This window comes from Saccharopolyspora pogona, from assembly GCF_014697215.1.
GTDB lineage: Bacteria > Actinomycetota > Actinomycetes > Mycobacteriales > Pseudonocardiaceae > Saccharopolyspora > Saccharopolyspora hattusasensis.
The window spans coordinates 5,289,609-5,312,417 of the sequence record NZ_CP031142.1 but is presented as its reverse complement, the minus strand read 5'-3'; the positions used below and the strand labels follow the sequence as shown (position 1 = coordinate 5,312,417).

The 22,809-nt window shown below is 70.6% G+C and carries 23 protein-coding genes and 1 pseudogene; 12 read left to right on the top strand and 12 right to left on the bottom strand.

What is annotated here, in order from left to right; translation table 11 throughout:
- Positions 1-159: 159 nt before the first annotated feature.
- The 5 genes and pseudogenes from DL519_RS48960 to DL519_RS24425 form a co-directional block, all read right to left on the bottom strand.
- A complete protein-coding gene (locus DL519_RS48960) occupies positions 160-420 on the bottom strand; it encodes an amidohydrolase family protein (protein WP_190818251.1) in 261 nt (86 codons plus the stop codon).
- 64 nt (positions 421-484) lie between these two features.
- A pseudogene (locus tag DL519_RS50340) lies at positions 485-790 on the bottom strand (hypothetical protein); the annotation flags it as partial.
- A 539-nt stretch (positions 791-1,329) separates the two neighbouring features.
- Positions 1,330-3,492, bottom strand: a complete 2,163-nt coding sequence (locus DL519_RS24435; RefSeq protein WP_190818249.1) for an ATP-dependent DNA helicase — start codon at positions 3,490-3,492, stop codon at positions 1,330-1,332.
- A 360-nt stretch (positions 3,493-3,852) separates the two neighbouring features.
- Entirely contained in the window at positions 3,853-4,422 is a 570-nt protein-coding gene (locus DL519_RS24430) for a nicotinamidase (RefSeq protein WP_168586810.1), read from the bottom strand.
- 66 nt (positions 4,423-4,488) lie between these two features.
- Positions 4,489-5,793: a nicotinate phosphoribosyltransferase gene (locus DL519_RS24425; protein WP_190818247.1), complete on the bottom strand. Its 1,305-nt coding sequence runs from the start codon at positions 5,791-5,793 to the stop codon at positions 4,489-4,491.
- 210 nt (positions 5,794-6,003) lie between these two features.
- Between DL519_RS24425 and clpS the strand changes: the two genes are divergently transcribed.
- Together clpS and DL519_RS24415 are read left to right on the top strand one after the other, a co-directional pair.
- Complete coding sequence (clpS, locus tag DL519_RS24420) at positions 6,004-6,297, top strand: ATP-dependent Clp protease adapter ClpS (protein WP_190818245.1); 294 nt, start codon at positions 6,004-6,006, stop codon at positions 6,295-6,297.
- On the top strand, positions 6,298-6,861 hold the full coding sequence (locus tag DL519_RS24415) for a DUF2017 domain-containing protein (protein ID WP_168586813.1): 564 nt from the start codon (positions 6,298-6,300) through the stop codon (positions 6,859-6,861).
- Between the two features lie 153 nt (positions 6,862-7,014).
- On the opposite strand, the gene DL519_RS24410 is transcribed toward DL519_RS24415, so the two are convergent.
- From DL519_RS24410 to DL519_RS24395, 4 genes are all read right to left on the bottom strand, one after another.
- Positions 7,015-7,923 carry a TAXI family TRAP transporter solute-binding subunit gene (locus DL519_RS24410; protein ID WP_190818243.1) on the bottom strand — a complete coding sequence of 303 codons (909 nt, stop codon included), beginning with the start codon at positions 7,921-7,923 and terminating at the stop codon, positions 7,015-7,017.
- Entirely contained in the window at positions 7,923-9,296 is a 1,374-nt protein-coding gene (locus tag DL519_RS24405; RefSeq protein WP_190818241.1) for a sensor histidine kinase, read from the bottom strand. The genes DL519_RS24410 and DL519_RS24405 overlap by 1 nt, the downstream gene beginning before the upstream one ends.
- A gap of 150 nt (positions 9,297-9,446) precedes the next feature.
- On the bottom strand, positions 9,447-10,103 hold the full coding sequence (locus tag DL519_RS24400) for a response regulator transcription factor (protein WP_190818239.1): 657 nt from the start codon (positions 10,101-10,103) through the stop codon (positions 9,447-9,449).
- 44 nt (positions 10,104-10,147) lie between these two features.
- The gene (locus tag DL519_RS24395) at positions 10,148-11,458 is read right to left on the bottom strand and encodes an MFS transporter (RefSeq protein WP_190818238.1); all 1,311 of its coding nucleotides are present in this window, start codon (positions 11,456-11,458) and stop codon (positions 10,148-10,150) included.
- Positions 11,459-11,658: 200 nt separating this feature from the next.
- On the opposite strand from DL519_RS24395, the gene DL519_RS24390 reads away from it, so the two are divergent.
- From DL519_RS24390 to DL519_RS24375, 4 genes are all read left to right on the top strand, one after another.
- The gene (locus DL519_RS24390; protein WP_190818237.1) at positions 11,659-12,690 is read left to right on the top strand and encodes a P1 family peptidase; all 1,032 of its coding nucleotides are present in this window, start codon (positions 11,659-11,661) and stop codon (positions 12,688-12,690) included.
- A 97-nt stretch (positions 12,691-12,787) separates the two neighbouring features.
- Positions 12,788-13,243 (top strand): M67 family metallopeptidase, encoded by a 456-nt coding sequence (locus tag DL519_RS24385; RefSeq protein ID WP_305852035.1) that lies wholly within the window; start codon positions 12,788-12,790, stop codon positions 13,241-13,243.
- Positions 13,244-13,312: 69 nt separating this feature from the next.
- Positions 13,313-13,591: a MoaD/ThiS family protein gene (locus DL519_RS24380; protein WP_190818236.1), complete on the top strand. Its 279-nt coding sequence runs from the start codon at positions 13,313-13,315 to the stop codon at positions 13,589-13,591.
- Between the two features lie 227 nt (positions 13,592-13,818).
- Positions 13,819-14,769 (top strand): PLP-dependent cysteine synthase family protein, encoded by a 951-nt coding sequence (locus tag DL519_RS24375; protein ID WP_190818235.1) that lies wholly within the window; start codon positions 13,819-13,821, stop codon positions 14,767-14,769.
- Between the two features lie 226 nt (positions 14,770-14,995).
- Here the strand turns inward: DL519_RS24375 and DL519_RS24370 are convergent, their stop codons facing one another.
- Entirely contained in the window at positions 14,996-15,820 is an 825-nt protein-coding gene (locus DL519_RS24370) for an SMP-30/gluconolactonase/LRE family protein (RefSeq protein WP_190818234.1), read from the bottom strand.
- 186 nt (positions 15,821-16,006) lie between these two features.
- Between DL519_RS24370 and DL519_RS24365 the strand changes: the two genes are divergently transcribed.
- From DL519_RS24365 to rdgB, 6 genes are all read left to right on the top strand, one after another.
- Positions 16,007-16,603 (top strand): rhomboid family intramembrane serine protease, encoded by a 597-nt coding sequence (locus tag DL519_RS24365; RefSeq protein ID WP_190824184.1) that lies wholly within the window; start codon positions 16,007-16,009, stop codon positions 16,601-16,603.
- On the top strand, positions 16,600-17,415 hold the full coding sequence (murI, locus tag DL519_RS24360) for a glutamate racemase (RefSeq protein WP_190818233.1): 816 nt from the start codon (positions 16,600-16,602) through the stop codon (positions 17,413-17,415). The genes DL519_RS24365 and murI overlap by 4 nt, the downstream gene beginning before the upstream one ends.
- Positions 17,412-18,182 carry an MBL fold metallo-hydrolase gene (locus DL519_RS24355; RefSeq protein ID WP_190818231.1) on the top strand — a complete coding sequence of 257 codons (771 nt, stop codon included), beginning with the start codon at positions 17,412-17,414 and terminating at the stop codon, positions 18,180-18,182. The genes murI and DL519_RS24355 overlap by 4 nt, the downstream gene beginning before the upstream one ends.
- A gap of 48 nt (positions 18,183-18,230) precedes the next feature.
- The gene (locus tag DL519_RS24350; protein ID WP_223839486.1) at positions 18,231-18,683 is read left to right on the top strand and encodes a GNAT family N-acetyltransferase; all 453 of its coding nucleotides are present in this window, start codon (positions 18,231-18,233) and stop codon (positions 18,681-18,683) included.
- 128 nt (positions 18,684-18,811) lie between these two features.
- Positions 18,812-19,567 (top strand): ribonuclease PH, encoded by a 756-nt coding sequence (gene rph / locus DL519_RS24345; RefSeq protein WP_168586826.1) that lies wholly within the window; start codon positions 18,812-18,814, stop codon positions 19,565-19,567.
- Complete coding sequence (rdgB, locus tag DL519_RS24340; RefSeq protein WP_190818229.1) at positions 19,564-20,169, top strand: RdgB/HAM1 family non-canonical purine NTP pyrophosphatase; 606 nt, start codon at positions 19,564-19,566, stop codon at positions 20,167-20,169. The genes rph and rdgB overlap by 4 nt, the downstream gene beginning before the upstream one ends.
- 231 nt (positions 20,170-20,400) lie before the next feature.
- On the opposite strand, the gene DL519_RS24335 is transcribed toward rdgB, so the two are convergent.
- The gene (locus DL519_RS24335; RefSeq protein WP_190818227.1) at positions 20,401-20,814 is read right to left on the bottom strand and encodes a leucine-rich repeat domain-containing protein; all 414 of its coding nucleotides are present in this window, start codon (positions 20,812-20,814) and stop codon (positions 20,401-20,403) included.
- 209 nt (positions 20,815-21,023) lie between these two features.
- Positions 21,024-22,742 carry an NACHT domain-containing protein gene (locus DL519_RS24330; RefSeq protein ID WP_223839484.1) on the bottom strand — a complete coding sequence of 573 codons (1,719 nt, stop codon included), beginning with the start codon at positions 22,740-22,742 and terminating at the stop codon, positions 21,024-21,026.
- Positions 22,743-22,809 lie beyond the last annotated feature (67 nt).

The following is a 22,809-nucleotide window of genomic DNA, read 5'->3' as shown; positions in this document are numbered from 1 at the left end:
CGAGACTGATTTGGTACTTCGGTTCAGCCGTTTTCGCCGAAAACGCAACAGGCTCGTAGGCGGCACGAACGGTCCGTTCGCTCCACACCAGCACCTCCCCAAACGGCCTCCACTGCACCGCGAAGCACTCGCGGCCACGTGAGCAGCGGAAACCGGTCGTCAGAGCTGGGCGTGGAGGTCGGCGATCTGTTGTTGGAAAGAGCGGCGGAGGTCGCGGCGATCGGTGCCGTCGAGCGACGCCGCGTCGACCGCCGCGAGGCAGAGGTCGATCGCGCCGTCCACGTCCAGGCCTAACGCGGTGACCGCACCGATGTAGACCTCGCCGGGGTCTGCGCCGTGCATCGCCGGATCGTCGCTGTGCAGGCTCACCGGTAGCCCGGCGTCGATCATCGCGCGGATGTTCTCGCGGCGCTTCGGCAATCGCGCCCGGCTCGCAGACCGTGAACGGCACCGCCGCGTCCCGGCACCTGGCCAGCGCCGCCGGGTCGGCCAGCAGGTTGTAGCCGTGGTCCAGCCGGTCGCAGTGCAGCAGATTCAGCGCCGTCAGCGCGTTGGCCGGCGGACCGCCGTCCAAGCCCGCGTAGTCCTCGCAGACGTGCGCGGTTCGGTGCAGCCCGGCGTCCTCTGCGAGTCGGTACGCCTCGGCGAAGTTCTCCGGCGGCCCGCTGGGCTCCGCGGCGTCCAGTCCGATGCCGATGACCTCGTCGCGGCGCAGCACGTTGCGCACCATGTCGACAGCGACGGCCGGCGATTCCATGCGGTTGATCGACGGGATGAGTTGGCAGCGCACCCCGAAGTCCTGCTCGGCCTGCCGGATGCCGTCGGTCAACCCGTCGACCTGGCCCGGGTAGGCCGCCCCGCCGCAGTAGTGGTCGATGGGTTGGACAACGTCTCCCGGTACTGGACGTTGCCCGCCAGGTGTAGCCCTCCCGGAGCGTCGCGCAGGCCGCCTGCGCGAAGTCCTCGCGGGTCAGCATGGCCTCCGCGACCTGCGTGTACCGCTCGATGAACTCGTAGAACCGGCCGAAGTCGTAGAGCGACTCCGGCCAGACGCGGGCAGCGCGACTCCGTTGCGGACGGCGATCTCCCAGGCCGTTTCGGCCGGGATGGCACCCACCAGGTGGCAGTGCAGCTCCGCCTTCGGCAGGCGGCGCAAGAAGTCCTCGAACGAGATCACGACGCTCCAAATCTCGCTTCCGTGCCGTCCCCGACCAGAGATTCCCGCAATTTCAATGGAAATCGGACCTCCGATTTCAATTGAAATTGCGGCTCCGCTAGACCGCCGCTAGACCGCCGCTAGACCGCCGCTAGACCGCCGCTAGACCGCCGCTAGACCTCCGCGGCGGCGGAGGACAGCCGCCGCAGGGCCCCGCGGACGACCTCCGGGTCGTGGGTGGTCCAGAACGGCGGCAGCGAGGCGCGCAGGAAACCGCCGTAGCGGGCGGTGGCCAGCCTGGGGTCCAGCACCGCGATCACGCCGCGATCGTTCGGCGCGCGCAGCAGCCGGCCGGCGCCCTGCGCCAGCAGCAGGGCGGCGTGCGTGCCCGCAACCGTGATGAACCCGTTCCCGCCGCGTTCGGACACCGCTTTCTGCCGGGCCGAGGCGAGCGGATCGTCAGGGCGCGGGAACGGGATCCGGTCCATCACGACCAGCTGCAGCGAGTCGCCGGGTACGTCCACGCCCTGCCACAGCGACAGGGTGCCGAACAGCGAGGTCTCCGGGTCTTCGGCGAACCTGCGGACCAAGAGCGCGGTCGAGTCGTCCCCCTGGCACAGCACCGGCGTGCTGAGCCGCTCGCGCAGCTCTTCCGACGCCTGCTTGGCCGCGCGCATCGACGAGAACAGCCCGAGCGTGCGCCCGCCGGCTGCCTGCACCAGCTCGGTCAGCTCATCCAGGTACTGCGGTGGCAGCCCGTCGCGGCCTGGCGGCGGCAGGTGCTTGGCGATGTAGAGGATGCCGCTGCGCTGGTGTTCGAACGGAGAACCCACGTCCAGCCCGGTCCACTTGGGATCGCTGGTGTCGGAGGGTACCTCCTTCGCGGTGGCCATCCCGGAGACAGGCCGGGACTGCTGCTGTGGCGGCAGGCCCCACTGCCGGGCCAGTGTGTCGAACGAGCCGCCGAGCGCGAGCGTCGCCGACGTCAGGACCGTGGTGCGCTGCCCGAAGAGCCGTTCCCGTAGCAGCGCGCCGACCCCCAGCGGCGCGACCCGCACGGTCGGTGGGCGGTTCGGCTCCGCCGACACCCACACGACGTCGAACTGCTTCTCGTCGTCGAAGGCCTCCAGCAGCCGGACCGCGGTGTCGTGGACCTCTTCGGTGACCGCGTGCGCGAGCTTGCGCGCCGTGCTGCCCTCGGCGTCTTCCTTTCGTTCCGGGCCGAGGGCGTTGATGCAGGCCCACGCGGCGTCGCGGGTCACAGTCAGGGCGCCGCCCAGGTCCTGCGGGAGTTCTTCCAGCCGACCGGGATTCGCCGACTGCAGCACCAGATCGAGCCCCTCGGCGGCCTCGTTGAGCCGGTCGGCGACCTCTTCGTCGATGGCCCGCCCGCAGCGCCGCGCGGCGATCCGCACCGCGCCCGCCGTCAGCTCGCTGGTGGCCGCCGAGGTCACCCGGTCCACCAGGTCGTGCGCCTCGTCGACCAGGACGACGTCGTGCTCGGGAAGCACCGGCCGGTCGTCCAGGGCGTCGATGGCCAGCAGCGCGTGGTTCGTCACGACGATGTCCGCGCGCCCGGCCTCGGCCCTGGCGCGTTCGGCGAAGCAGTCGATGCCCACTGGGCAGCGGTGCACGCCGAGGCATTCCTTGGCGGTGACCGACATCTGCCGCCACGCCTGGTCGGTGACGCCGGGCACGAGCTCGTCGCGGTCGCCGGTCTCGGTTTCGGTGGCCCACTCCCGGATCCGCTTGACCTGCCGCTCCAGCGCGGACGCGGCGAAGGCGTCGAACAGCGCGCCGTCGTCGGGCTCTTCGGGAGCGTTGCCGTGCACGCGGTTCAGGCACAGGTAGTTGCGGCGGCCCTTGAGGATCGCGAACGTCGGCGGCCGGCCGATCGCGTCGGCGAGCGCGGCGGACAGCCGGGGGAGATCCCGGTCGACGAGCTGGCGCTGCAGGGCGATGGTCGCGGTCGAGACGACCACGGAGGTGCCTTCGGCGACGGCGTGCCGGATCGCCGGTACCAGGTACGCCAGCGATTTCCCGGTGCCGGTGCCGGCCTGCACGGCCAGATGTTCGCCAGAGCCGATGGAGTGCTCGACGGCTTGGGCCATCCGGGCCTGGCCCTCGCGAGGCACGCCGCCGACCGCCCCGATCGCGATCTCCAGCAGGGTCGCGAGGTCCGGGATGTCCTGTTTGGGCTTGGCGGTCAGCGGGAGTTCCGGCGCGTCCCGCTTGCCCACCTTGGCGAGGTCGGCGGCGATCTCCGGTGGCAGCTCGTCGTCTTCGTCGGGCTCGAACGCAACCGGGTCGGACCATCGCGGGACAGAGGTGGGCACGAGAAGAAACTACCGCGCACCCCTGTCCACGAGCCCCGATGCCCCGGCGAACCGCGCGCTGCTGCATGCGCGGTTCGCCGGGGGCGCGGCGGGGCAGTCGTGGTCCGGGAACAACTGCAGCATCGTGGTGAGGCAATTCCGCGGAGTTCGTAGCGTCGCGCGAGTTTTTCGAAGACTCTCGGGAATTCGCCGCAGGCCGTGCACCACCCGACCCACCTCGTCCTCGAGCACCTCGACGGCCGGTGAACTCCGCAGCTCCCCCCGCACGCCGAGGTAGCTCGTGCTCGGCCAGTTCCGCGGCCATGCCCTCGCTCGGTCTCCCCGATGGCGCCGCCTGGTCCCTGGCCAGCGGAAACGCGGCTACCGGACCACCGGTTCGCCGATGAGGTTCACGCCCTCGGAGTCCAGCTCCGACAGCGCCGCGTCGACCGTTTCGCGGGACACACCTGCCGTCAGCTCCAGCAGCACCGTGGTCTCCAGGCCGGATCGGACCGCGTCGAGCGCCGTGGCGCGGACGCAGTGGTCGGTGGCGATGCCCACGACGTCGACCCGGCGGACGCCGTGGTCGGCGAGCCAGTCGCGCAGCGGCCGGTCCCGGAAGTCGATGCCCTCGAAACCGGAGTAGCCGTCGCTGTACTGGCCCTTCGAGAACACCGCCTCCACCGGGCCCACGTCCAGCTCGGGGTGGAACGCCGCGCCGGGGGTGCCCGCCACGCAGTGCCGCGGCCAGGAGCGGACGAAGTCCGGCTCGTCGCTGAAGTGGGCACCGGGATCGATGTGGTAGTCGCGGGTTGCCACCACGTGGTCGTGGTCGAACCCCGCGAGGTACCGCGAGATCTCCGTCGCCACGCCCGCGCCGCCGGCCACCGCGAGCGATCCGCCCTCGCAGAAGTCGTTCTGCACGTCCACGATGATCAAAGCCTTGGTCATCACGACCCCCTCGCCGCCGTTACCGCAATTCTGAAGCGCCACCGGGCCCCGCGGGAAGCGCCGGGCTCAGGCCTCGTGGAAGACCGTCGGAATGGCCGGTTCGCCGTGCGAGAGCTTGAGCCCCTCCCACGGCAGGGTCACCAGCGCGTGCCGCAGCCGTTGCCGGTCGTTCTCCAGCGTCGGCACGTCGTCGACCCGCTTCCCGTCGCGGATCAGCGGGATCTGCAGGAAGCGGTCGTGCGGCCCGAGCACCGGCTCGGCGGCGCCCGGTGCGATCTGGAAGATGACCTCCTCCACCGCGGTACCGGTTTCCTTGTGCCGCCGCACCGCCGCCTTGCGGCCGCCGCGCGACGTCTTGTGCGAGCTCCGCTTCGCGACCGGGCGGCCCTCGACCTCCACTAGCTTGTAGACCATCTCGGCGGTCGGCGCGCCGGAGCCGGTGACCAGCGCGGTGCCCACCCCGTAGCCGTCGACCGGTTCGGCGCGCAGCGAGGCGATGGCGTACTCGTCGAGGTCGCCGGAGACGACGATCCGGGTACCCGTCGCGCCGAGCCGGTCGAGCTGGTCGCGGGCCTGCCGGGCGAGCACGCCGACGTCGCCGGAGTCGATCCGGACCGCGCCAAGGCCGGTCCCGGCGACCTCCACCGCCAGCTCGATGCCGCGGGTGATGTCGTAGGTGTCGACCAGCAGCGTCGTGTCGGTGCCGAGCGAGGCGATCTGGGATTCGAAGGCGGCGCGCTCGGAGTCGTGCAGCAGGGTGAACGCGTGCGCCACGGTGCCCGCGGTCGGGATGCCGTAGCGGCGGCCCGCCTCCAGGTTCGAGGTGGCGGTGAAACCGGCGAGGTAGGCGATCCGCGCCGCCGCCACGGCCGACTCCTCGTGGGTGCGCCGCGAGCCCATCTCGATCATCCGGCGACCGTTGGCCGCCGACACCATCCGCGCCGCCGCGGCCGCGATCGCGCTGTCGTGGTTGAGGATCGACAGGATCAGCGTCTCCAGCACCACGGCCTCGGCGAACGTGCCGCGCACGGTCAGCAGCGGCGAGCCGGGGAAGAACAGCTCGCCCTCGGGGTAGCCGTCGACCTGCCCCTGGAACTGGTAGCCGCGCAGCCACTTCAGGGTCGCGTCATCCACGACGCGGGTGGCGGCGAGCTGTTCGAGTTCCGGCTCGCCGAACCGGAAGTTCTCGATCGCGTCCAGCATCCGGCCGGTGCCGCCGTTGACCCCGTAGCGCCGGCCGTCCGGCAGGCGCCGGGTGAACACCTCGAAGGTGCACGGGCGGAGCGCGGTGCCGTCCCGCAGCGCGCTGGCGAGCATCGTCAGCTCGTACTGGTCCGTCAGCAGCGCAGTGCTGCCCGTCGGAGAGCTCATGCCGCTGAGACTAAATAGTGCCGGCCGGGGTGCGCTTGGGTGGTCACCTGGAGGAACACCGGATTCGGGGTTCCCGGAGTCGCGCGTGGTCGAATGCCGCTCGCCGGACACACGGGTGCCGGGTGGCGGAAGTGGCGCAAATCCAGTGCGTGTGTCGGGTTTGCCCGTGCGGTCGACACTGCTGTGACGGCAGCGTGCGACGATGGAGGCATGACCTCGCCCGCTGAAATCGAGCGCGCGCAACTCGAACCGGACGCATTCGGTACCGAGGACAAGCCGTGGGTGACCGTGGTGTGGAACGACCCGGTCAACCTGATGTCCTACGTGACCCACGTGCTCCAGAAGATCTTCGGCTACACCCGGGATCACGCGACGAAGTTGATGCTGGACGTGCACCACAAGGGCAAGGCGGTGGTGTCCTCGGGCTCCAAGGAGAAGGTCGAGGGCGACGTGGCGAAGCTGCACGCCGCCGGCCTGTGGGCGACGATGCAGAAGGATTCCTGAGTGGAAGGCTGGACCCGCAAGAACGGTCATGTGCAGGCCGAGCTGTCGCAGCAGGAAGCCGCGGTCATCCGGGGTCTGGTGGGGCAGATCAAGGACATGCTCGCCGCCCGGTCCGACGAGGCGCCCAAGGACGAGCTGGCAGAGCTGACCGGCATCCGCACCGGGCCGACGACGCCGCCCGAGGACCGCGTGCTGGCGCGGCTCCTGCCGGACTTCTACCGGCGCGACCCGATCACCGGCGAGACCGACGAGGAAGAGTCGGACGCAGCCGGGGCGATGCGGTCGCTGCACGAGCCGGGGCTGCTGGAGGCCAAGACCGGGGTGGCCGCGCTGGTGCTGGAGACCTGCCCACCTCAGGGCGGCCGGATCAAGCTGACCGGCGAGCAGGCCGACGGCTGGCTGGCGGCGCTCAACGACGTCCGGCTGGCGCTGGGCACGGCGCTGGACGTGGCGGAGGACATGCCGGACGAGCCGCCCGACGACGACATGCGCCGCGAGCACCTTGGCGTGTACCAGTGGCTCACCTGGGTCCAAGACAGCCTCGTCGGCGCTTTGGTGGCCTGAAAAGGTATTCCAGACTCAAATTGCGGGGCGGAGCGAACGGACTGTTCACGCCGATAGACGGCACGAACGGTCCGTTCGCTCCTTCCGCTCGACGTGGGTCCTGAGGTTCGGCTACCCGCGCAGCCACGCAAAACGAGTTTGGAACACCTGCATTCAGCCGTGGAGGTCGCGGTAGGCGCGTTCGGCGCCGGGGTGCAGCGGTACCGCGCCGGTACCGATCAGGTTGCGGACGTCCAGGAACTGGGTGCCCACCGTTTCCCGTGGGACCAGGAACGGCGCGCGGAGCACCAGGATCCGGGCCACCGCTTCGGCCAGGTCCACGGGAAGTTCCGGGGTGCAAGCCAGGATGTTGGGCACCCCGACCGTGGGGACTCCGCCGGTGTGCCGGTAAGCGCGGGGCGGCACCACGACCGGCTCGCACATCGGACCGCAGCCGGCCGCCGTCGTGTCCAGCGGCAGCAGGCGGATGCCGACCCGGTCGTCGAGCGTCTTGAGCACCGGCGTCGGGAGGCCGCCGGACCACAGCAGCGCGTCGATCCGCCGGCGCTCCAACGCCGCGATCGCGTCTTCGAGCGGCAGCGCTTCGCTGTGCACCCCGCGGTGCTTCGCGAGCAGGTGGGCCCCGAGCATCGCGGTACCGGACTTCGGGGCACCGATCGAAACCCTGCGTCCGGCCAGCTCATCGATGCTGTGCACGGCGCTGTCGGCCAGCACGACCAGCTGCGTGTAGTTCTCGTAAACCCGGCCCAAGGCGCGCAGCGGAATCCGCGGGCCGAGGTCGCCGTTCTGCGCCGCCGCGGCGGTGTGGGCGAGCACCATGCCGAGATCGGCCTGCCCGTCGCGCAACAATTCGACGTTCGCGACGCTGCCCTGGCTGCTCGACACCGCCATCCGCAGGCCCGGCACGGTTGCCGGCACCTCGGCGGCCAACTGCCTGGCGAAGGCGGTGTAGAACCCGCCGGGCTCGCCGGCGGCGATGCGGAGCGTTCGCTCGGGCGTCTGCCCGGTGCAGGCGCTGAGCAGCCCGGCGCCGGCGAGCGCGAGCAGGGCTCGGCGGCGCATCACGCGTCCTCCCGAGACGGCAGTTCCAGTCGAACCGACAGGCCGTGCGGCTGGGCGGGTTCGATGCGCAGCGAGCCATCGCGAGCTGTCACCAGGCGGTCGGCGATCGCCAGCCCGAGCCCGGAACCGCGACTGCCGCGATGCCGCCCGGCGCGCCAGAAGCGCCGCGCGGCGAGGGATATCTCCTTGCCGGACAGCCCCGGGCCGGTGTCGCTGACGGTGAGCGCGCAGCTGCCGGGGCCGACCTCACAGGTCACCGAGACGGTCGCCCCCTGTCCGGCGTACTTGATGGCGTTGTCCAGCAGGATGTCGAGGACTTGGGCGAGGTCGTCCGCCGGGAGGTCCGCCTCGGCTGGGTCCAGCCGGGCCTCTGCCAACCGGATCCCGGCCGCCTCGGCAGCGGATCGCCACGCCTCGATCCGGTCGGCCACCACGATGTCCACCTCGCAGGGTTCCACTGCGGACTCCGCGGGTTCGCGGTCGGCGGTGGCCAGGTCCAGCAGCCGGTCCAGCAGCGACTCCAAGCGGTCCACCTCGTCCAGCGTCGACCGGTAGTTCTGCGTACCTTCCGGCGTGATCCGCCGTTCCAGCGCGTCGACCCGCAGGCGCAGCGCGGCCATCGGGTTGCGCAGCTGGTGCGACGCGTCCGCGACGAGCCGCCGCTGCTGCTCCTCGGCGTCCGCGACCGCCTCCGACATCCGGTTGAACGACACCGCCAGTTCCCGCAGCTCCGGCGGGCCGGCGTCCTCCGGTACCCGCGAGCGGCGCGAACCGGCGCCCACCGCCCGCACCCCGGCCCGCAGCTCCGCCAGCGGCCGCAGGATCCACCGGCCCAGCACCAGCGCCAGTAGCCCGCACACCGCCAGCGCGCTCAGCGCGCCCGCCGCGATCAGCGCCCACCGCCCGGCGATGTCCTGCGTCGCGTGCTGCACCGAGGCGCGCAGGACGATCGCACCGGTCACTCGCATGCCGTCGCCGACCGGCCGGTACCGCACCAGCTCTCCCCCGGACCACGGCCGGAGCCACGGCACCGGCCCCGCCAGCTCGTTACGCAGCGCCTTGTCGATCGACTCGGCCACCTCGGCGGCGCGCATCCCGCCTGTTTCCACCACCGGCGCGCGGTTCGCGTCGACCACCACGAGCGGCTCGCCGTAGAGCTCGGTGTAGCGGCCGGCCTCGGCGATCAGCTGGGTGGTGTCGCCGGTGCTGAAGGCGTGGTCGGCGAGCGCGGCGAACCGGTCCAGGTCGGCGGTGCGGGCCAGCACCAGCTGCTGCGTCCGCTCCGCGGCGGTGGCGCGCAGCAGCGGAGCGGCGAACCCGGCGACCGCGAGGACCGAGAAGGTGAGCAGCACCAACAACAGTCGCTTGCGCATCAGCTTTCACGCCGTCCAGGAGATTCCACTTGGTCAACCGTACTTTCCGTGCCGACTGGACCGAGCGGCGGTTTCCCGCAGGTCCGGGGCCGTGAGTCTGCTGGGTCGCCATCGCTGCCCAAAAGTCTCACGGCCCCGTGAGCAGCGGTTTCAGTCCCCGAAGCGGTAGCCGAATCCGCGGATCGTCACCAGCAGTTCGGGGCGGGCGAGTTTGGCGCGCAGCTGCGCGATGTGCACGTCCAGGGATCGGGAGACCGCCAGGTAGGCGTCGCCCCAGACCTCGTCCATCAGGCGCTGCCGGCTGACCGCGCTGCCCGCCTCGCCCGCCAGCACCGCGAGCACGTCGAACTCCTTCGGCGTCAGCTCCACATCGCGGCCGTCGACCCGCACCCGGCGGGTCCGCAGTTCGACGTGCACGTCGCCGACCTGGATCTCGTCGGCGGCCGCGCCCGGCAGGCGACCGCGCCGGGCCACCGCCTCGATCCGGGCCAGCAGCTCCGCCATCCGCACCGGCTTGACCAGGTAGTCGTCCGCGCCGGAGCGCAGGCCGCGGACGACCATGCGCTCCTCGCCGCGGGCGGTCAGCACCACAACCGGGATCGGCCCGATCCGGCGGAGCTTCCGCAGCACGTCGAGGCCGTCGGCGTCCGGCAGGCCCAGGTCGAGCAGCACCAGGTCGTGCTCCCGGTGGCGGGTCAGCGCGTCGGCGCCGCGGGACACCCGGGTGGGCCGGTGGCCGTGCGCGGCGAGGACTTCGACGAGCGCGTTCGCCACGCCGTCGTCGTCCTCGACGAGAAGCACGCGCACCGGCCACCTCCGAAACCCCGCTCAGAGTACGGCCATGCGCCGGGTCACCGGTCGAGGTGGGAGTCCTTCGAGGTCTCGCGCATCCGCAGGTACACCAGAAGCGAGATCAGCACGCAGCCCGAGACGTACCAGAAGTACACCTGCTCTACGCCAGCCTGCTTCAGCCACAGCGCGAGGGGCTCCGACCAGCCGCCGAAGATCGCCACCGTCAGCGCGTACGGCAGGCCGACGCCGAGCGCGCGGATGTTGGCCGGGAACAGTTCTGCCTTCACGATCGCGTTGATCGAGGTGTAGCCGGTGACGATCACCAGACCGGCCAACATCAGCCCGAACGCAGCCGCCGGGTTCTTGGTCGAGCCGAGCAGCGTCATGATCGGCACGGTCAGCACGGTGCCACCGACCCCGAAGGCCAGCAGCAGCGAGCGGCGGCCGATGCGGTCCGACAGCGCGCCCGCCAGCGGCTGCAGGCACAGGAACACCAGCAGCGCCAGGAAGTTGATCCAGGCGACGGTGCCCTTTTCGATGCCCGAGGTGGCCACCATGTACTTCTGCAGGTACGTCGTGTACGTGTAGAACGCCACGGTGCCGCCGAGGGTCAGCCCGACGACGAGCAGGCACTCCTTGGGGTACTGCAGCAGCGCCTTCAAGGTGCCGCGCGACTCGGTGCCCCCCGCGGCGGCCTTGTAGCTATCGGTTTCGTCCATGCCCCGGCGCAGCCACATCACGATCACCGCGCCGATCGCGCCGATCACGAACGGGATCCGCCAGCCCCACGACTCCATCTGGTCATTGCTGAGCACCTGGAGCAGCACGATCTGCACGCCCAGCGCGGTGAGCTGTCCGGCGACGAGCGTCACGTACTGGAAGCTGGAGTAGAAGCCGCGCTTGCCCGCGGAGGCCACCTCGGACAGGTACGTCGCCGACGTCGCGTACTCGCCGCCCACGGAGAGTCCCTGCACCAACCGGGCGAGCATTAGCAGCAGCGGGGCGCCGAGGCCGATGGTGTTGTAGCCCGGGGTCAGCGCGATCAACAGCGAGCCGCAGGCCATCAGCGTCACCGAGAAGGTCAGCGCGGCACGGCGGCCGAAGCGGTCCGCGTAGCGGCCGAGCAGCCAGCCGCCGAGGGGGCGCATCAGGAAGCCGACGGCGAACACGGCCGCGGTGTTGAGCAGTTGGGCGGTCAGGTCGCCCTTCGGGAAGAACGCCGCCGCGAAGTACACGCTGAACGCGGTGTAGGCGTACCAGTCGTACCACTCGATCAAGTTGCCGATCGAGCCGCGAATGACGTTGGCGACCACCCTGCGCTCGCCGCCGGAGCGAGCCGCATCGTCGCGGCTGTGCACCTCAGTTGACATCCATCCTCCTCATAGTGAACGGACTCACAGTGCGGAGGCGGCGGGGCGACAACAAGAACGGCGGCGATTCCTTTACGTCTGGTTAACGTGATGCCAGCGTGAATGACGACGATGTGCGGTTGGTACGTGACTCGTGAGTGCTTTTGGGCTGTCACAGCTGCCCGAAACACCCACGACCCCGGAAGAGAGGAGCCTGCCGGATGACCCGGTCGGGAGCGCTCGATGCGATCGTCGACGTCGACGGTGTGCAGGTCGGGCACGAGCAGCGGCTCGACGAGCACTGGGCGACCGGCACCAGCGTGGTCCTAGTGCCGGACGGGGCGACGGCGGCGGTGGACGTCCGCGGCGGCGGCCCGGGAACCAGGGAAACGGACGTGCTCGAACCGAGCCACCTGGTGCAGAAGGTGCACGGCATCGTCCTCAGCGGCGGCAGCGCCTACGGCCTCGCGGCCGCCGACGGGGTGATGCGCTGGCTCGGCGATCGGGGGCACGGCGTGCGGGTCGGTCCCGACCCGAAGCACGTGGTCCCGGTGGTGCCGGGCGCGGTGATCTTCGACGTCCCGATGGGCGACTGGGGCAACCGGCCCGACGCCGGCTTCGGCCACCGGGCCTGCGAGAACGCGATCCGCACCGAGACCCGGGAGGGCAACGTCGGCGCGGGCACCGGCGCCGTGGTCGGGACCGTCAAGGGCGGCATCGGCACGGCCAGCGCCGTGCTGGACGACGGCACCACCGTCGGCGCCCTGGTGGCGGTCAACGCCGCGGGGTCGGCGATCGACCCGGACACCGGGCTGCCGTGGATCCCGACGGCCGGGCTCCGCGCGCCCGACCCCGCCGAGGTGGAGGCGGGTCGGCGGCTGTTCGGCAAGCGCCCGGGCCGGCACGGCCCGATCGACCGGCCGCTCAACACCACGATCGGCGTGGTCGCCACCGACCTGGAGCTGTCCAAGGCCGAGTGCAGGCGGCTGGCGGTCGCCGCACAGGACGGGCTGGCCCGCGCGGTCCGGCCCGCGCACCTGCTGGTCGACGGCGACACGATGTTCGCGCTGGCCACCGGCACCGGGGCCGCCCTGCCCGCGCCGGGGGAGCAGGACTGGGCGGCGCGGCTGGACGCGGTGTGCGCGGTCGCCGCGGATGTCGTGGCGCGGGCGATCGTGCGCGGCGTGCTGGCCGCGGACCCGGTCGATGAGGTGACTTCCTACACGCGGCTCTACCCCTCGGCGCGGGAATGAATCATCGTGTACCTGCGTTTCGCCCGACGAAGCCGCACCGGTGCAAGAATTTTCCACATCGTGGGAGGCCGGTGCCTCACCTACTAGGATGGTTGCTGTGCTGGTGATCCGACGCGACCTGGTCGATGCGATGGTCGCGCATGCCCGACGGGACCACCCGGACGAGGCGTGCGGCGTGATTGCCGGCCCGGAAGGGTCGGACCGCCCGACGCGCCTGATCGAGATGATCAACGCCGAGCGCTCGCCCACCTTCTACCGGTTCGACTCCGGTGAACAGCTGAAGGTGTGGCGCGAGATGGACGCAGGCGGCGAGGAGCCGGTGGTCATCTACCACTCGCACACCTCGACCGAGGCCTACCCATCGCGCACCGACGTCTCCTACGCCTCGGAGCCCAACGCGCACTACGTGCTCGTGTCCACCCGGGACCCGAAGACCCATGAGCTGCGTTCCTACCGGATCCTCGACGGTCAGGTGACCGAAGAGCCGGTGGAGGTCGTGGAGTCGTACATGTTCGCCCACACCGGTGCCGACGAGGTTCCAGACCTCGACTGAGCCGCGGCTCGCCCACTCGTGTTCGCGTCCCGTTCCCAACGAAAGTCCTTCGTGGACAGGAGGTTCCCCATGGCAGTCAACGTTTCGATCCCGACCATCCTGCGCACCCACACCGGCGGCCAGAAGTCCGTCGAGGCCTCGGGCAACACCGTGGCCGAGGTGATCAACGACCTCGACACCAACTTCAACGGCCTGAAGGACCGCCTGGTCAAGGAAGGCAATCTGCACCGCTTCGTCAACGTCTACGTCAACGACGAGGACGTCCGCTTCGCCGGCGGTCTGGAAGCCAAGGTCGCCGACGGCGACAGCGTCACGATCCTGCCCGCCGTCGCCGGCGGCATGCGCTAAGCGCCTTCCGCGGACCCGCTTCGCGAAGCGGTGCCGGTGGCGGAACCTCAGACGCCTTCTCGATTCCGGGATCCCCGTTGCATGCCGAATACGCGGCGCTGGGTCTGTCCTCGCGAGAGGACGTCTGAGAATCCACGGCGGTGCCGATCGCGAGGTGGGCCAAGCGGCTGCGCCGTTTGGAAACAGAAGACATCCTCTGCAGGTAGAGGGCAAGGAGGAGGCGCACCGTGGCTCGTTACGACTCGTTGCTGGACGCGCTCGGTGACACCCCGCTGGTGGGGTTGCCGCACCTGTCACCGGCACCGGACGTCCGGCTGTGGGCCAAGCTGGAGGACCGCAACCCGACCGGTTCGATCAAGGACCGGGCGGCGCTGGCCATGATCGAGGCGGCCGAGAAGGAAGGCCGGCTCACCCACGGCTGCACGATCCTGGAGCCGACCTCCGGCAACACCGGGATCTCGCTGGCCATGGCCGCCAAGCTCAAGGGCTACGGCCTGGTCTGCGTGATGCCGGAGAACACCTCGGAGGAGCGCCGGCAGCTGCTGCAGGCCTACGGGACGCGGATCATCTCCTCGCCCGCGGCTGGTGGGTCGAACCAGGCGGTCGCGGTGGCCAAGGAACTGGCCCAGCAGAACCCGGACTGGGTGATGCTCTACCAGTACGGCAACCCGGCCAACGCCGACGCGCACTTCCGCACGACCGGCCCGGAGATCCTGCGGGACCTGCCGACCGTCACGCACTTCGTGGCCGGGCTGGGCACCACCGGCACCCTGGTCGGGGTGGGCCGCTACCTGCGCCAGCAGAAGCCGGGTGTGCAGGTGGTGGCGGCCGAACCGCGCTACGGCGAGCTGGTCTACGGCCTGCGCAATCTCGACGAGGGGTTCGTGCCGGAGCTGTACGACCCGGACGTGCTGACCCGCCGGTTCTCCGTCGGCTCCTACGACGCGTTGCGCCGGACCCGCCAGCTGCTGGAGAGCGAAGGCATCTTCGCAGGCATCTCCACCGGCGGCGTGCTGCACGCGGCGCTGACCATCGCGGAGAAGGCGGCGGCGGACGGTGAGTCGGCCGACATCGCGTTCATCGTGGCGGACGCGGGCTGGAAGTACCTGTCGACGGGTGCCTACAGCGGCACCATCGACGAAGCGGCCCAACGCCTCGAAGGCCAACTCTGGGCCTGACCCGCCTCCGGCGGCACCGAGCTCTGACGCCTGAAGGGCACCTCCCGGTCCGCAATTTCAATGGAAATCAGACCTCTGATTTCCATTATTGAAATTGAAGAAGTTGTCCACATCCACCGGCGTGTCGGGTCACGACACACCGGACCCTGTGGAAATTCCGCAATTTCAATGGAAATTGGGCCTTCGATTTCAATGGAAATTGCGGTGAACGAGGTCGGCGGGGGCGTCAGCCGGTGAAGGAGTAGGGGCGGTTTCCGGTGCCGATGTCCGGGGCGACCAACAGGGCTCCGTCCGCTTCCGTCGGGTCCAGTAGGCCGTCGCGGGCCGTGGTGACGTACAGGTCCGTCAGGGCCGGGCCGCCGAAGCAGCAGTCCGTCGGGCATCGGGCCGGCAGCGGGATCGTCTGCTCCAGCTCGCCTTCCGCGGTGTAGCAGCGGATTTCGCCCCGGTCGCGCACCGCGACCCAGACCCGGCCCGCGTCGTCGATGCACAGCCCGCCCGGTTCGCCGTCGACGTCGACGAGCGCCCGGCGGTTGCCGGCCGCACCGGCGACGAGGTCGAAGTCCAGCACGTCGATGCGCCGCGCCGCGCCGTCCGACAGGTACATCCGGGTGTCGTCCGGGCTCCAACCGATGCCGTATCCGGCGACCAGGCCCGGCACCGCGATGTTCGCCGCGCCGTCCGCGGTCACGCGGGCCAGCCAGCCGCCTTCGCCCACCGTCGTCGCCCACAACCGGCCCTTGCGGTCGATCATGGTCGCTCCGGGCCGGATGCCGTCGCGGGCCCAGTAGACCAGCCACGTGCGCTGCGCACCGCCGGCGTCGAACAGGGCGATGCCTTCGGCCAGGTGCAGCAGCAGCCCGCCGCGGCTGCGCGGTTTCGCGGCGCCGACCTGCTGCGGCAGCCCCATCACGTGATCGGTGTGCCCGGGGACGTAGCGGTGCGCGGTGTGGGCGGGCGCATCGGTCCAGAGCAGCGTGTCGGTGCCGACGTCCCAGGTTGGTGCCTGTCCGGACCGAGCCTCTGCCGGTACCGCGATGTCGACCTGCACAAGTCACCTTTCCGGGTAAGAAGCACAACGATCGGGAACCTTACCGGGGAAGCCGATGTTGATCATGGTTCGCCCCGAATGAAGTGCTGTCGGAGGCGGAACTCAGGGTCATCCCGGAGACCAGCCGGGTCTCCGCCGCGTAGCCTCATTGGTGTGAACCGACTGCCTGAACGCCGCCGGGCGCGAGTGATGCCCCAGAATCCGCTGCGCGCCGCGGTGGGCATGCTCGTCGCCGTCGCGGTGCTCTACGGCATCGAGCTCTTCGACGTCGCCGACCCCGCGGCGGATCTCGAGGCCAACGGCATCGCGCCGCGCGACGTCAGCGGCCTGGACGGCATCCTGTGGGCGCCGCTGCTGCACGCCGGCTGGGGGCACCTGTGGGCCAACACGCTGCCGCTGCTGGTGCTCGGCTGGTTGGTGCTGGCCGGTGGGCTGCGGCAGTTCGTCGCGGTGACCGCGACGGTCTGGATCGTCGGCGGCGTCGGCACCTGGCTGATCGGGGCGCCCGGCGTGCACGTAGGCGCGTCCGGGGTGATCTTCGGCTGGATGGTGTTCCTGCTGCTGCGCGGCTTCTTCCAGCGCAGCTTCGCGCAGATCCTGGTCGCTGTCGTGTTGTTCTTCTACTGGGGCGGCATGTTGTGGGGAGTGCTGCCCGGCCAGGTCGGGATCTCCTGGGAGGGGCACCTGTTCGGCGCGCTGGGCGGGGTGCTCGCGGCCTGGCTGGTGGCGCGCAGCACGCACGGGCAGGCCGCGGGATCCGAGACTGGCAAACTGGCCGGGTGACTGACGCACCGATCGGGATCTTCGACTCCGGCGTCGGCGGGCTGACCGTGACTCGCGCGATCATGGACCAACTGCCTGCCGAAAGGCTGCACTACGTCGGCGACACGGCCAACGCACCGTACGGTCCGATGCCGCTGGCGGAGATCCGCGCCCGAACCCTCGTGATCACCGACTCGCTGGTGGACGAGGGCGTGAAGATGCTGGTGCTCGCCTGCAACACCGCGTCGGCAGCGTGCCTGCGCGACGCCCGGGAGCGCTACCAGATCCCGGTGGTCGAAGTGGTCCTGCCCGCGGCGCGGCGAGCGGTGGCGACCACCCGCAACGGGCGGATCGGCGTGATCGGCACCAAGGCCACCATCATGTCCCGCGCCTACGACGACGCTTTCAACGTCGCCCCGGGCATCACGGTCACCACGGTGGCATGCCCGCGCTTCGTGGACTTCGTCGAGCGCGGCATCACCAGCGGCCGCCAGATCCTGGGCCTGGCGCAAAGCTACCTGGACCCGCTGCAGCAGGCCGACGTCGACACCCTGGTGCTCGGCTGCACGCACTACCCGATGCTCACCGGGGTGCTGCAACTCGCGATGGGTGATCAGGTGACGCTTGTCTCCAGCGCGGAGGAGACGGCCAAGGACGTGCTGCGGGTGCTCACCGAGAACGACCTGCTCGCAGCCCCGGAAGCGGTGCCCGAGCACGAGTTCCGCGCCACCGGCGCACCTGACCGGTTTGCCCGGATGGCGGCCCGGTTCCTCGGCCCGGCACTTGTGGCCGATGCCGTTCGGCCGCTGACCGTGTCAAGCTCGATCGCATGAAGCTGACGATCCTCGGTTGTTCCGGCAGCTTTCCCGGCCCTGATTCGCCGTCGTCCGGGTACCTGCTGGAGTCCGGCGGCACGCGAATCGCGCTCGACCTCGGCAACGGCACGCTCGGCGCGATGCAGCGGTTCATCGACCCATTCCAGCTCGACGCGGTGTTCCTCAGCCACCTGCACCCCGACCACTGCGCGGATTTCGGTGCGCTGGCAGTGCTGCGCCGCTACCACCCGAAGCCCCTGTACGACGCGACCGAGCGCCCGTTGCCGGTGATCGCTCCCGAGAACGCGCCGGAGCGGCTCGCCGCCCTCTACGCGCCGAACGCCGCCGAGCTCGCCGAGACCGATCTGTCGGATGTGTTCGAGTTCGTCCCGATTTCCGCGGAGCCGGTGCGCATCGGGCCGTTCGAGGTGCAGGCGGTGCCGATGGCGCACCTGTGCCCGGCGTGGGGTTTTCGCGTGGCGGCCGAGGGCAAGGTGCTGGCCTACACCGGCGATACCGGGCCGTGCCCGCAGCTGACCGAACTCGCCGCGGACGCCGACGCGCTACTGTCGGAGGCGTCCTGGGCGGACTTCCCGGACGCGCCGGACGGCGTGCACCTGTCCGGGCGCCAAGCGGCGGAGGTGGCGAAGACGGCCCGGGCCCGCCGCCTGCTGCTCACGCACATCGTGCCGTGGGCGGATCGCGACGCGATCCTCGCCGAGGCGAAGGCCGCCTTCGACGGCCCCGCCGAGCTCGTCGTCGCCGACGGAACGTACGACATCTGACGGATATTCGGCTGCGTCGCGACGCCTCCTCTGCGACAGTCGGCCGTCGTGGACGATCACCTCGTGCTCCGGCGTGCCGGTGACGCCGATGCGCTCGACATGGCCGAGGTGTGGCTGCGTTCCTTTGCCGCAGCGCTGCCGACCGTGCGCCGCGCGCACGGCGATGACGTGGTGCGGAGCTGGTTCTCGCGTGTCGTCGTGCCGCAACGCGAATGCTGGGTGGCCGTCGACGCGGGCTCGGTCGTTGGGCTCCTGGTGCTCGACGGCGCGGAGCTGGACCAGCTCTACCTCGAACCGTTGTGGCGCGGCCGTGGCCTGGGTGGCAGGTTCGTGGACCTGGCCAAGCGGCGCCGACCCGGCGGACTGGACCTGTGGACGTTCCAGGTCAACGCCCCGGCGCAGCGGTTCTACGAGCGGCACGGCTTCGTCGAGGTCGAACGGACCGACGGGCGGCGAAACGAGGAACGAGAACCGGACATCCGGTACGCCTGGCGACCGTAGAGCTGGCGGCGGAATGGCGCCCCCACCTGACGCGCGCCGTCCCGCGCCGACGCGGCGTGCCCGGTTCGTCCGGCCGGGTGCCAGGGGTGGTCGGCGGGGCGGGGGCAGGGCGGGCTTAGGGTTGGGGCGTGGCACGAGCTGACGGGCGGAGCGACGACGCGCTCCGAGAGGTGCGGATCACGCGCGGATACCAGGACTGGCCGGCCGGGTCGGTGCTGGTGGAATTCGGCAAGACCCGGGTGTTGTGCGCGGCCAGCGTCCAGGATGGCGTGCCGCGCTGGCGGACCGGTTCCGGGCTGGGTTGGGTGACCGCCGAGTACGCGATGCTGCCGTCCTCGACGAACACCCGCAGCGCCCGCGAGTCGGTGAAGGGCCGCATCGGCGGTCGCACCCACGAGATCAGCCGGCTGATCGGCCGCTCGCTGCGGGCCTGCATCGACATGGCGGCGCTGGGCGAGAACACCATCACGCTGGACTGCGACGTGATCCAGGCCGACGGCGGCACCCGCACCGCCGCGATCACCGGCGCCTACGTGGCGCTGGCGGACGCGGTGACGTGGCTGGGCGCGGCCGGTCGGCTGTCCGACCCGAAGCCGCTGTCCTGCTCGGTCGCCGCGGTCAGCGTCGGAGTGGTGGATGGCCGGGTGCGGCTGGACTTGCCCTACGAGGAAGACTCCCGCGCCGAGGTCGACATGAACGTGGTGGCCACCGACCACGGCACCCTGGTGGAGGTGCAGGGCACCGGCGAGGGTGCCACCTACACGCGGTCCACGATGGACAAAATGATCGACTTCGCGCTGGACGGCTGCGCCAAGCTCGCCCAGCTGCAGGCCGCGGCGCTTGCCGAGCCCTACCCGGGCGAGCTGCCGGGGAGCGCCGCATGACGCGCGTCCTGCTGGCCACCCGCAACCAGAAGAAGCTGGTGGAACTGCGCCGAATCCTGGAAGCCGAGGGCGTGACGGGCGTGGAGGTAGTCGGCCTGGCCGACGTCCCGGAGTTCCCGGAAGCCCCGGAAACGGGCGCGACGTTCGAGGAGAACGCGGTGGCGAAGGCCGCCGACGCGGCGAAGGCCACCGGCCTGCCCGCGGTCGCCGACGACTCGGGGATCGCGGTCGACGCGCTCAACGGCATGCCGGGCGTCCTGTCGGCCCGCTGGTCCGGCAAGCACGGCGATGACCAGGCGAACCTGGACCTCCTGCTGGGCCAGCTCGCGGACGTCCCCGACGAGCGCCGCGGCGCGGCATTCGTCTCGGCGTCGGCGCTGGTGCTGCCGGACGGCACGGAATCCGTGGTGCGCGGCGAATGGCGAGGAACGGTGATCCGGGAGGAGCGCGGAGCCAACGGCTTCGGCTACGACCCGGTCTTCGTCCCGGAAGGCGAAACCCGAACCAGCGCAGAGCTCTCCCCGGAGGAGAAGGACGCCGACTCCCACCGGGGCCGAGCGCTCCGGCTGCTGCTCCCAGCGCTGCGCGAACTGGCGGCCTAGTTGGCCTGCGCCTCAGCGCCTGTTGGTGAATGGTCTGGGTGGCTGGTCGCTTAGCGGAACCTGAGAGGTTCCCTGGACTGCGGGTGCCCCTCCTGATGTATGTCCAATACGCGGCGGAGGGGCCGTCCTCGCCAGAAAACCTCTCAGAACCCGCCGATGGTCGTCTTGGCAAGGTGAATGCAAGCAGCTACGCCGCTTCCAAAGGGGCGGACGGCATTCGCCGACAGGCTCTCAGACCCGGTGGACGGTGCCGGGCCTCAGCAGCGGGATGCCCTTGACCCGGTCCTTCGCGCCCACGACCACCCGGATGTCGCGTCCGGCCAGCGGTGGCAGGTCGAGGCCGGGGCGGGCGCCGCGGAGGTTCACGGTGCGCAGGCGCGGCATCCGCCGCAAGGCGTCCAAGCTGGTCAACGACGGGCAGTCGATGATCTCCAGGCGTCGGAGGTCCGGCAGCGCGCCCAGCGCCGCGAGGTCGGTGAGCCAGCACCTGTTGAACAGGACCCGCCGCAGCTCGGGGAACGACTCGTAGGTGCGGTCGAAGACGTCGGCGGTCACGCAGTCGTGGATGTGCAGTTCTCGCAGTCGTGGCAGCGCGCTCAGGTCCGCCAGGAAGCCGATCTTGCGCGGGTTCTGCAGGCTGAGCACCTCCAGGTCGGCGCTATTGGTGATGGGCGCGTAGTCGCTTATCTCCTGTAGTTCGAAAAGCCACAGCTCACGCAGCCGCGGCAGGTTGTCCAGGAAGTCCAGCCGGTCCGGGCCGGGGCGCTGCGCGAAGAAGAGGTGCCGGAGCCCGGGTAGTTCGCGGAGGACGTCGTGGTCGCGCCAGCTCGTCGAGTTGCTCAGCAGCAGGTAGGTCAGCTCAGGGTGGTCGCGCAGCGTGCGCAGCGATGCGGGGGCGCGGCTGTATGCGTTGATCGCGGAGATCTGGATGTCGCGCGGGAGGAAGTCCAGAACGCCAGGTCCTGCAGCAGCACCAGCTTCTGCGCGTAGGTCAGGTCGATCTCGTGCCGGATGCCGCGCAGCGATTCCCGCCGGACCAGCAGCATCTCCAGCGCCGCCTCGTAGAGGTTCTTGCGATCGCGAGGCAGGTCGCCGCCGCGATCGAGGTTCAACGCGCACAACATCGCGCACAGCAGCGGGCTGCGTGCCAGGTTGCGCAGGTGCGGACGGGCGTCGAGCTTCGCGATCAGGCTGCGGTGGTGGGTCCGGACCTCGGCCTGGTCGAAGGGCAGGGCGTCGACCTCGGAGTCGATCAGGGCCTGGTGCCAGCGCCGCAGGAACTCGTGGACGTCCGAAGCGGTCATGTGCTCCAGATCGACTGCGGTGAAAGCTTCGGCGCGCAGCCACGCGGTGCTGGCCGCGGCAGGTCGTGCGGTCACCACGACGGCAGTGTTGGGGTAGCTCTGCAGCACGTTGCCAAGCCAGTCGCGGACCCGGCCGCGTTCGTCCTCCACGAGCTCGTCCACGCCGTCGGCCAGCAGCAGCACCTCACCGGCGATCAGCCGGCGGTGCATCCAGTCGGCCGGAACCGGACCGACCAGCGGGCTCAGCGGCTCGGACAGGAACTCCTCCGGGCGCGGCAGCGGGCGGTCGGCGTAGCCGCGGAGCTTGATCAGCACCGGCACGCGGCCGTTCCACTTCTGCAGCGCACCGGTGAAGCCGTTGCGCGCCGACTGCACGGCGATCCAGCGCAGCAGGGTGCTCTTGCCCGAACCGGCCTCGCCGCGCACCAGCGTGCGTTCTGCCCTGCTCAGCGCGGATTCGACCCGCATCGACTCGTTGCGGTGCTTGTGCTGCGCGGACCACGGGTCGTTGCGGTGGTGCCCCTCGTCGACGCTGAGGCTGAGGTAAGCCACGGAAAGCCGGGTCTTGGGGCGGAAGTTCCGGATGCTGACACCGATCAGCTCCAAGTCGTCGTTGTGTCTGGCGACGAGGTCGAGGTAGCGGGCGCGGAACTGCTCGTCGTGGTCGGCCCCGGCGGGTGCGTCCAGGCTGGTGACCGGTAATCGATCCAGGACCCGGTCGATGCCGGACAGGACGTCGGATGCGCGTCGCAGGGTCTCCTCCGCCAGGCGGGAGTCGTATTCGGGCAGCTCGCGGACCAGGTGCACCAGCTGCACGCAGCTCTGGTCCAGGGCGCGGTCGAACAGCGCCCGCGCGCCCGCGCCGAGCCCGGCGCGGGCGGGTGCGTCGGGCACCTGGTCGCGGACCTGCTTGGCGAGCGAGATCGGATGCAGGTCCGCGCCGAGGAGCACGGCGTCGGACAGGTCTGACTCCGTGAGGGCGTCCACGACCGCGTCGAGGGTGGCGAGGCGTTCGCCTTCCGCCAGGTCGGCGAATTCCCGCGCGCATAGCTCTTCCAGCTGTTCCCCGGCGAGCTCGCCGACCTCCTCCAGCTTGCGGCGCAGTGCGCGGCGGTCCCGCTCGCGCAGCCCGCCGAAGCGCTGCGCGATCAGATCGGTGAGCTCCGCGCCTCGGCGGTTCTCGGTCTTCCACCTGGTCAGCCAGGCCGTGGCGACGTGCTTGACGACGGTTCCGCCGACCCGCAGGAACGCTGTTTCGAGTCCGGACACGCCAACCCCCTCAGGCAGACTCCGCTGTCGATCTTCTTGGGATCGCTTGCTCCGGACAAATGCGCTG

Coding starts and splice junctions, on each gene's coding strand:
- clpS (WP_190818245.1), top strand. CDS start 6,004: ATGACCTCGCCCGCTGAAATCGAGCGCGCGCAACTCGAACCGGACGCA.
- DL519_RS24405 (WP_190818241.1), bottom strand. CDS start 9,296: ATGCGCAAGCGACTGTTGTTGGTGCTGCTCACCTTCTCGGTCCTCGCG.
- DL519_RS24430 (WP_168586810.1), bottom strand. CDS start 4,422: ATGACCAAGGCTTTGATCATCGTGGACGTGCAGAACGACTTCTGCGAG.
- DL519_RS24390 (WP_190818237.1), top strand. CDS start 11,659: ATGACCCGGTCGGGAGCGCTCGATGCGATCGTCGACGTCGACGGTGTG.
- rdgB (WP_190818229.1), top strand. CDS start 19,564: ATGACGCGCGTCCTGCTGGCCACCCGCAACCAGAAGAAGCTGGTGGAA.
- DL519_RS24425 (WP_190818247.1), bottom strand. CDS start 5,793: ATGAGCTCTCCGACGGGCAGCACTGCGCTGCTGACGGACCAGTACGAG.
- DL519_RS24395 (WP_190818238.1), bottom strand. CDS start 11,458: ATGTCAACTGAGGTGCACAGCCGCGACGATGCGGCTCGCTCCGGCGGC.
- DL519_RS24410 (WP_190818243.1), bottom strand. CDS start 7,923: ATGCGCCGCCGAGCCCTGCTCGCGCTCGCCGGCGCCGGGCTGCTCAGC.
- DL519_RS24355 (WP_190818231.1), top strand. CDS start 17,412: ATGAAGCTGACGATCCTCGGTTGTTCCGGCAGCTTTCCCGGCCCTGAT.
- DL519_RS24380 (WP_190818236.1), top strand. CDS start 13,313: ATGGCAGTCAACGTTTCGATCCCGACCATCCTGCGCACCCACACCGGC.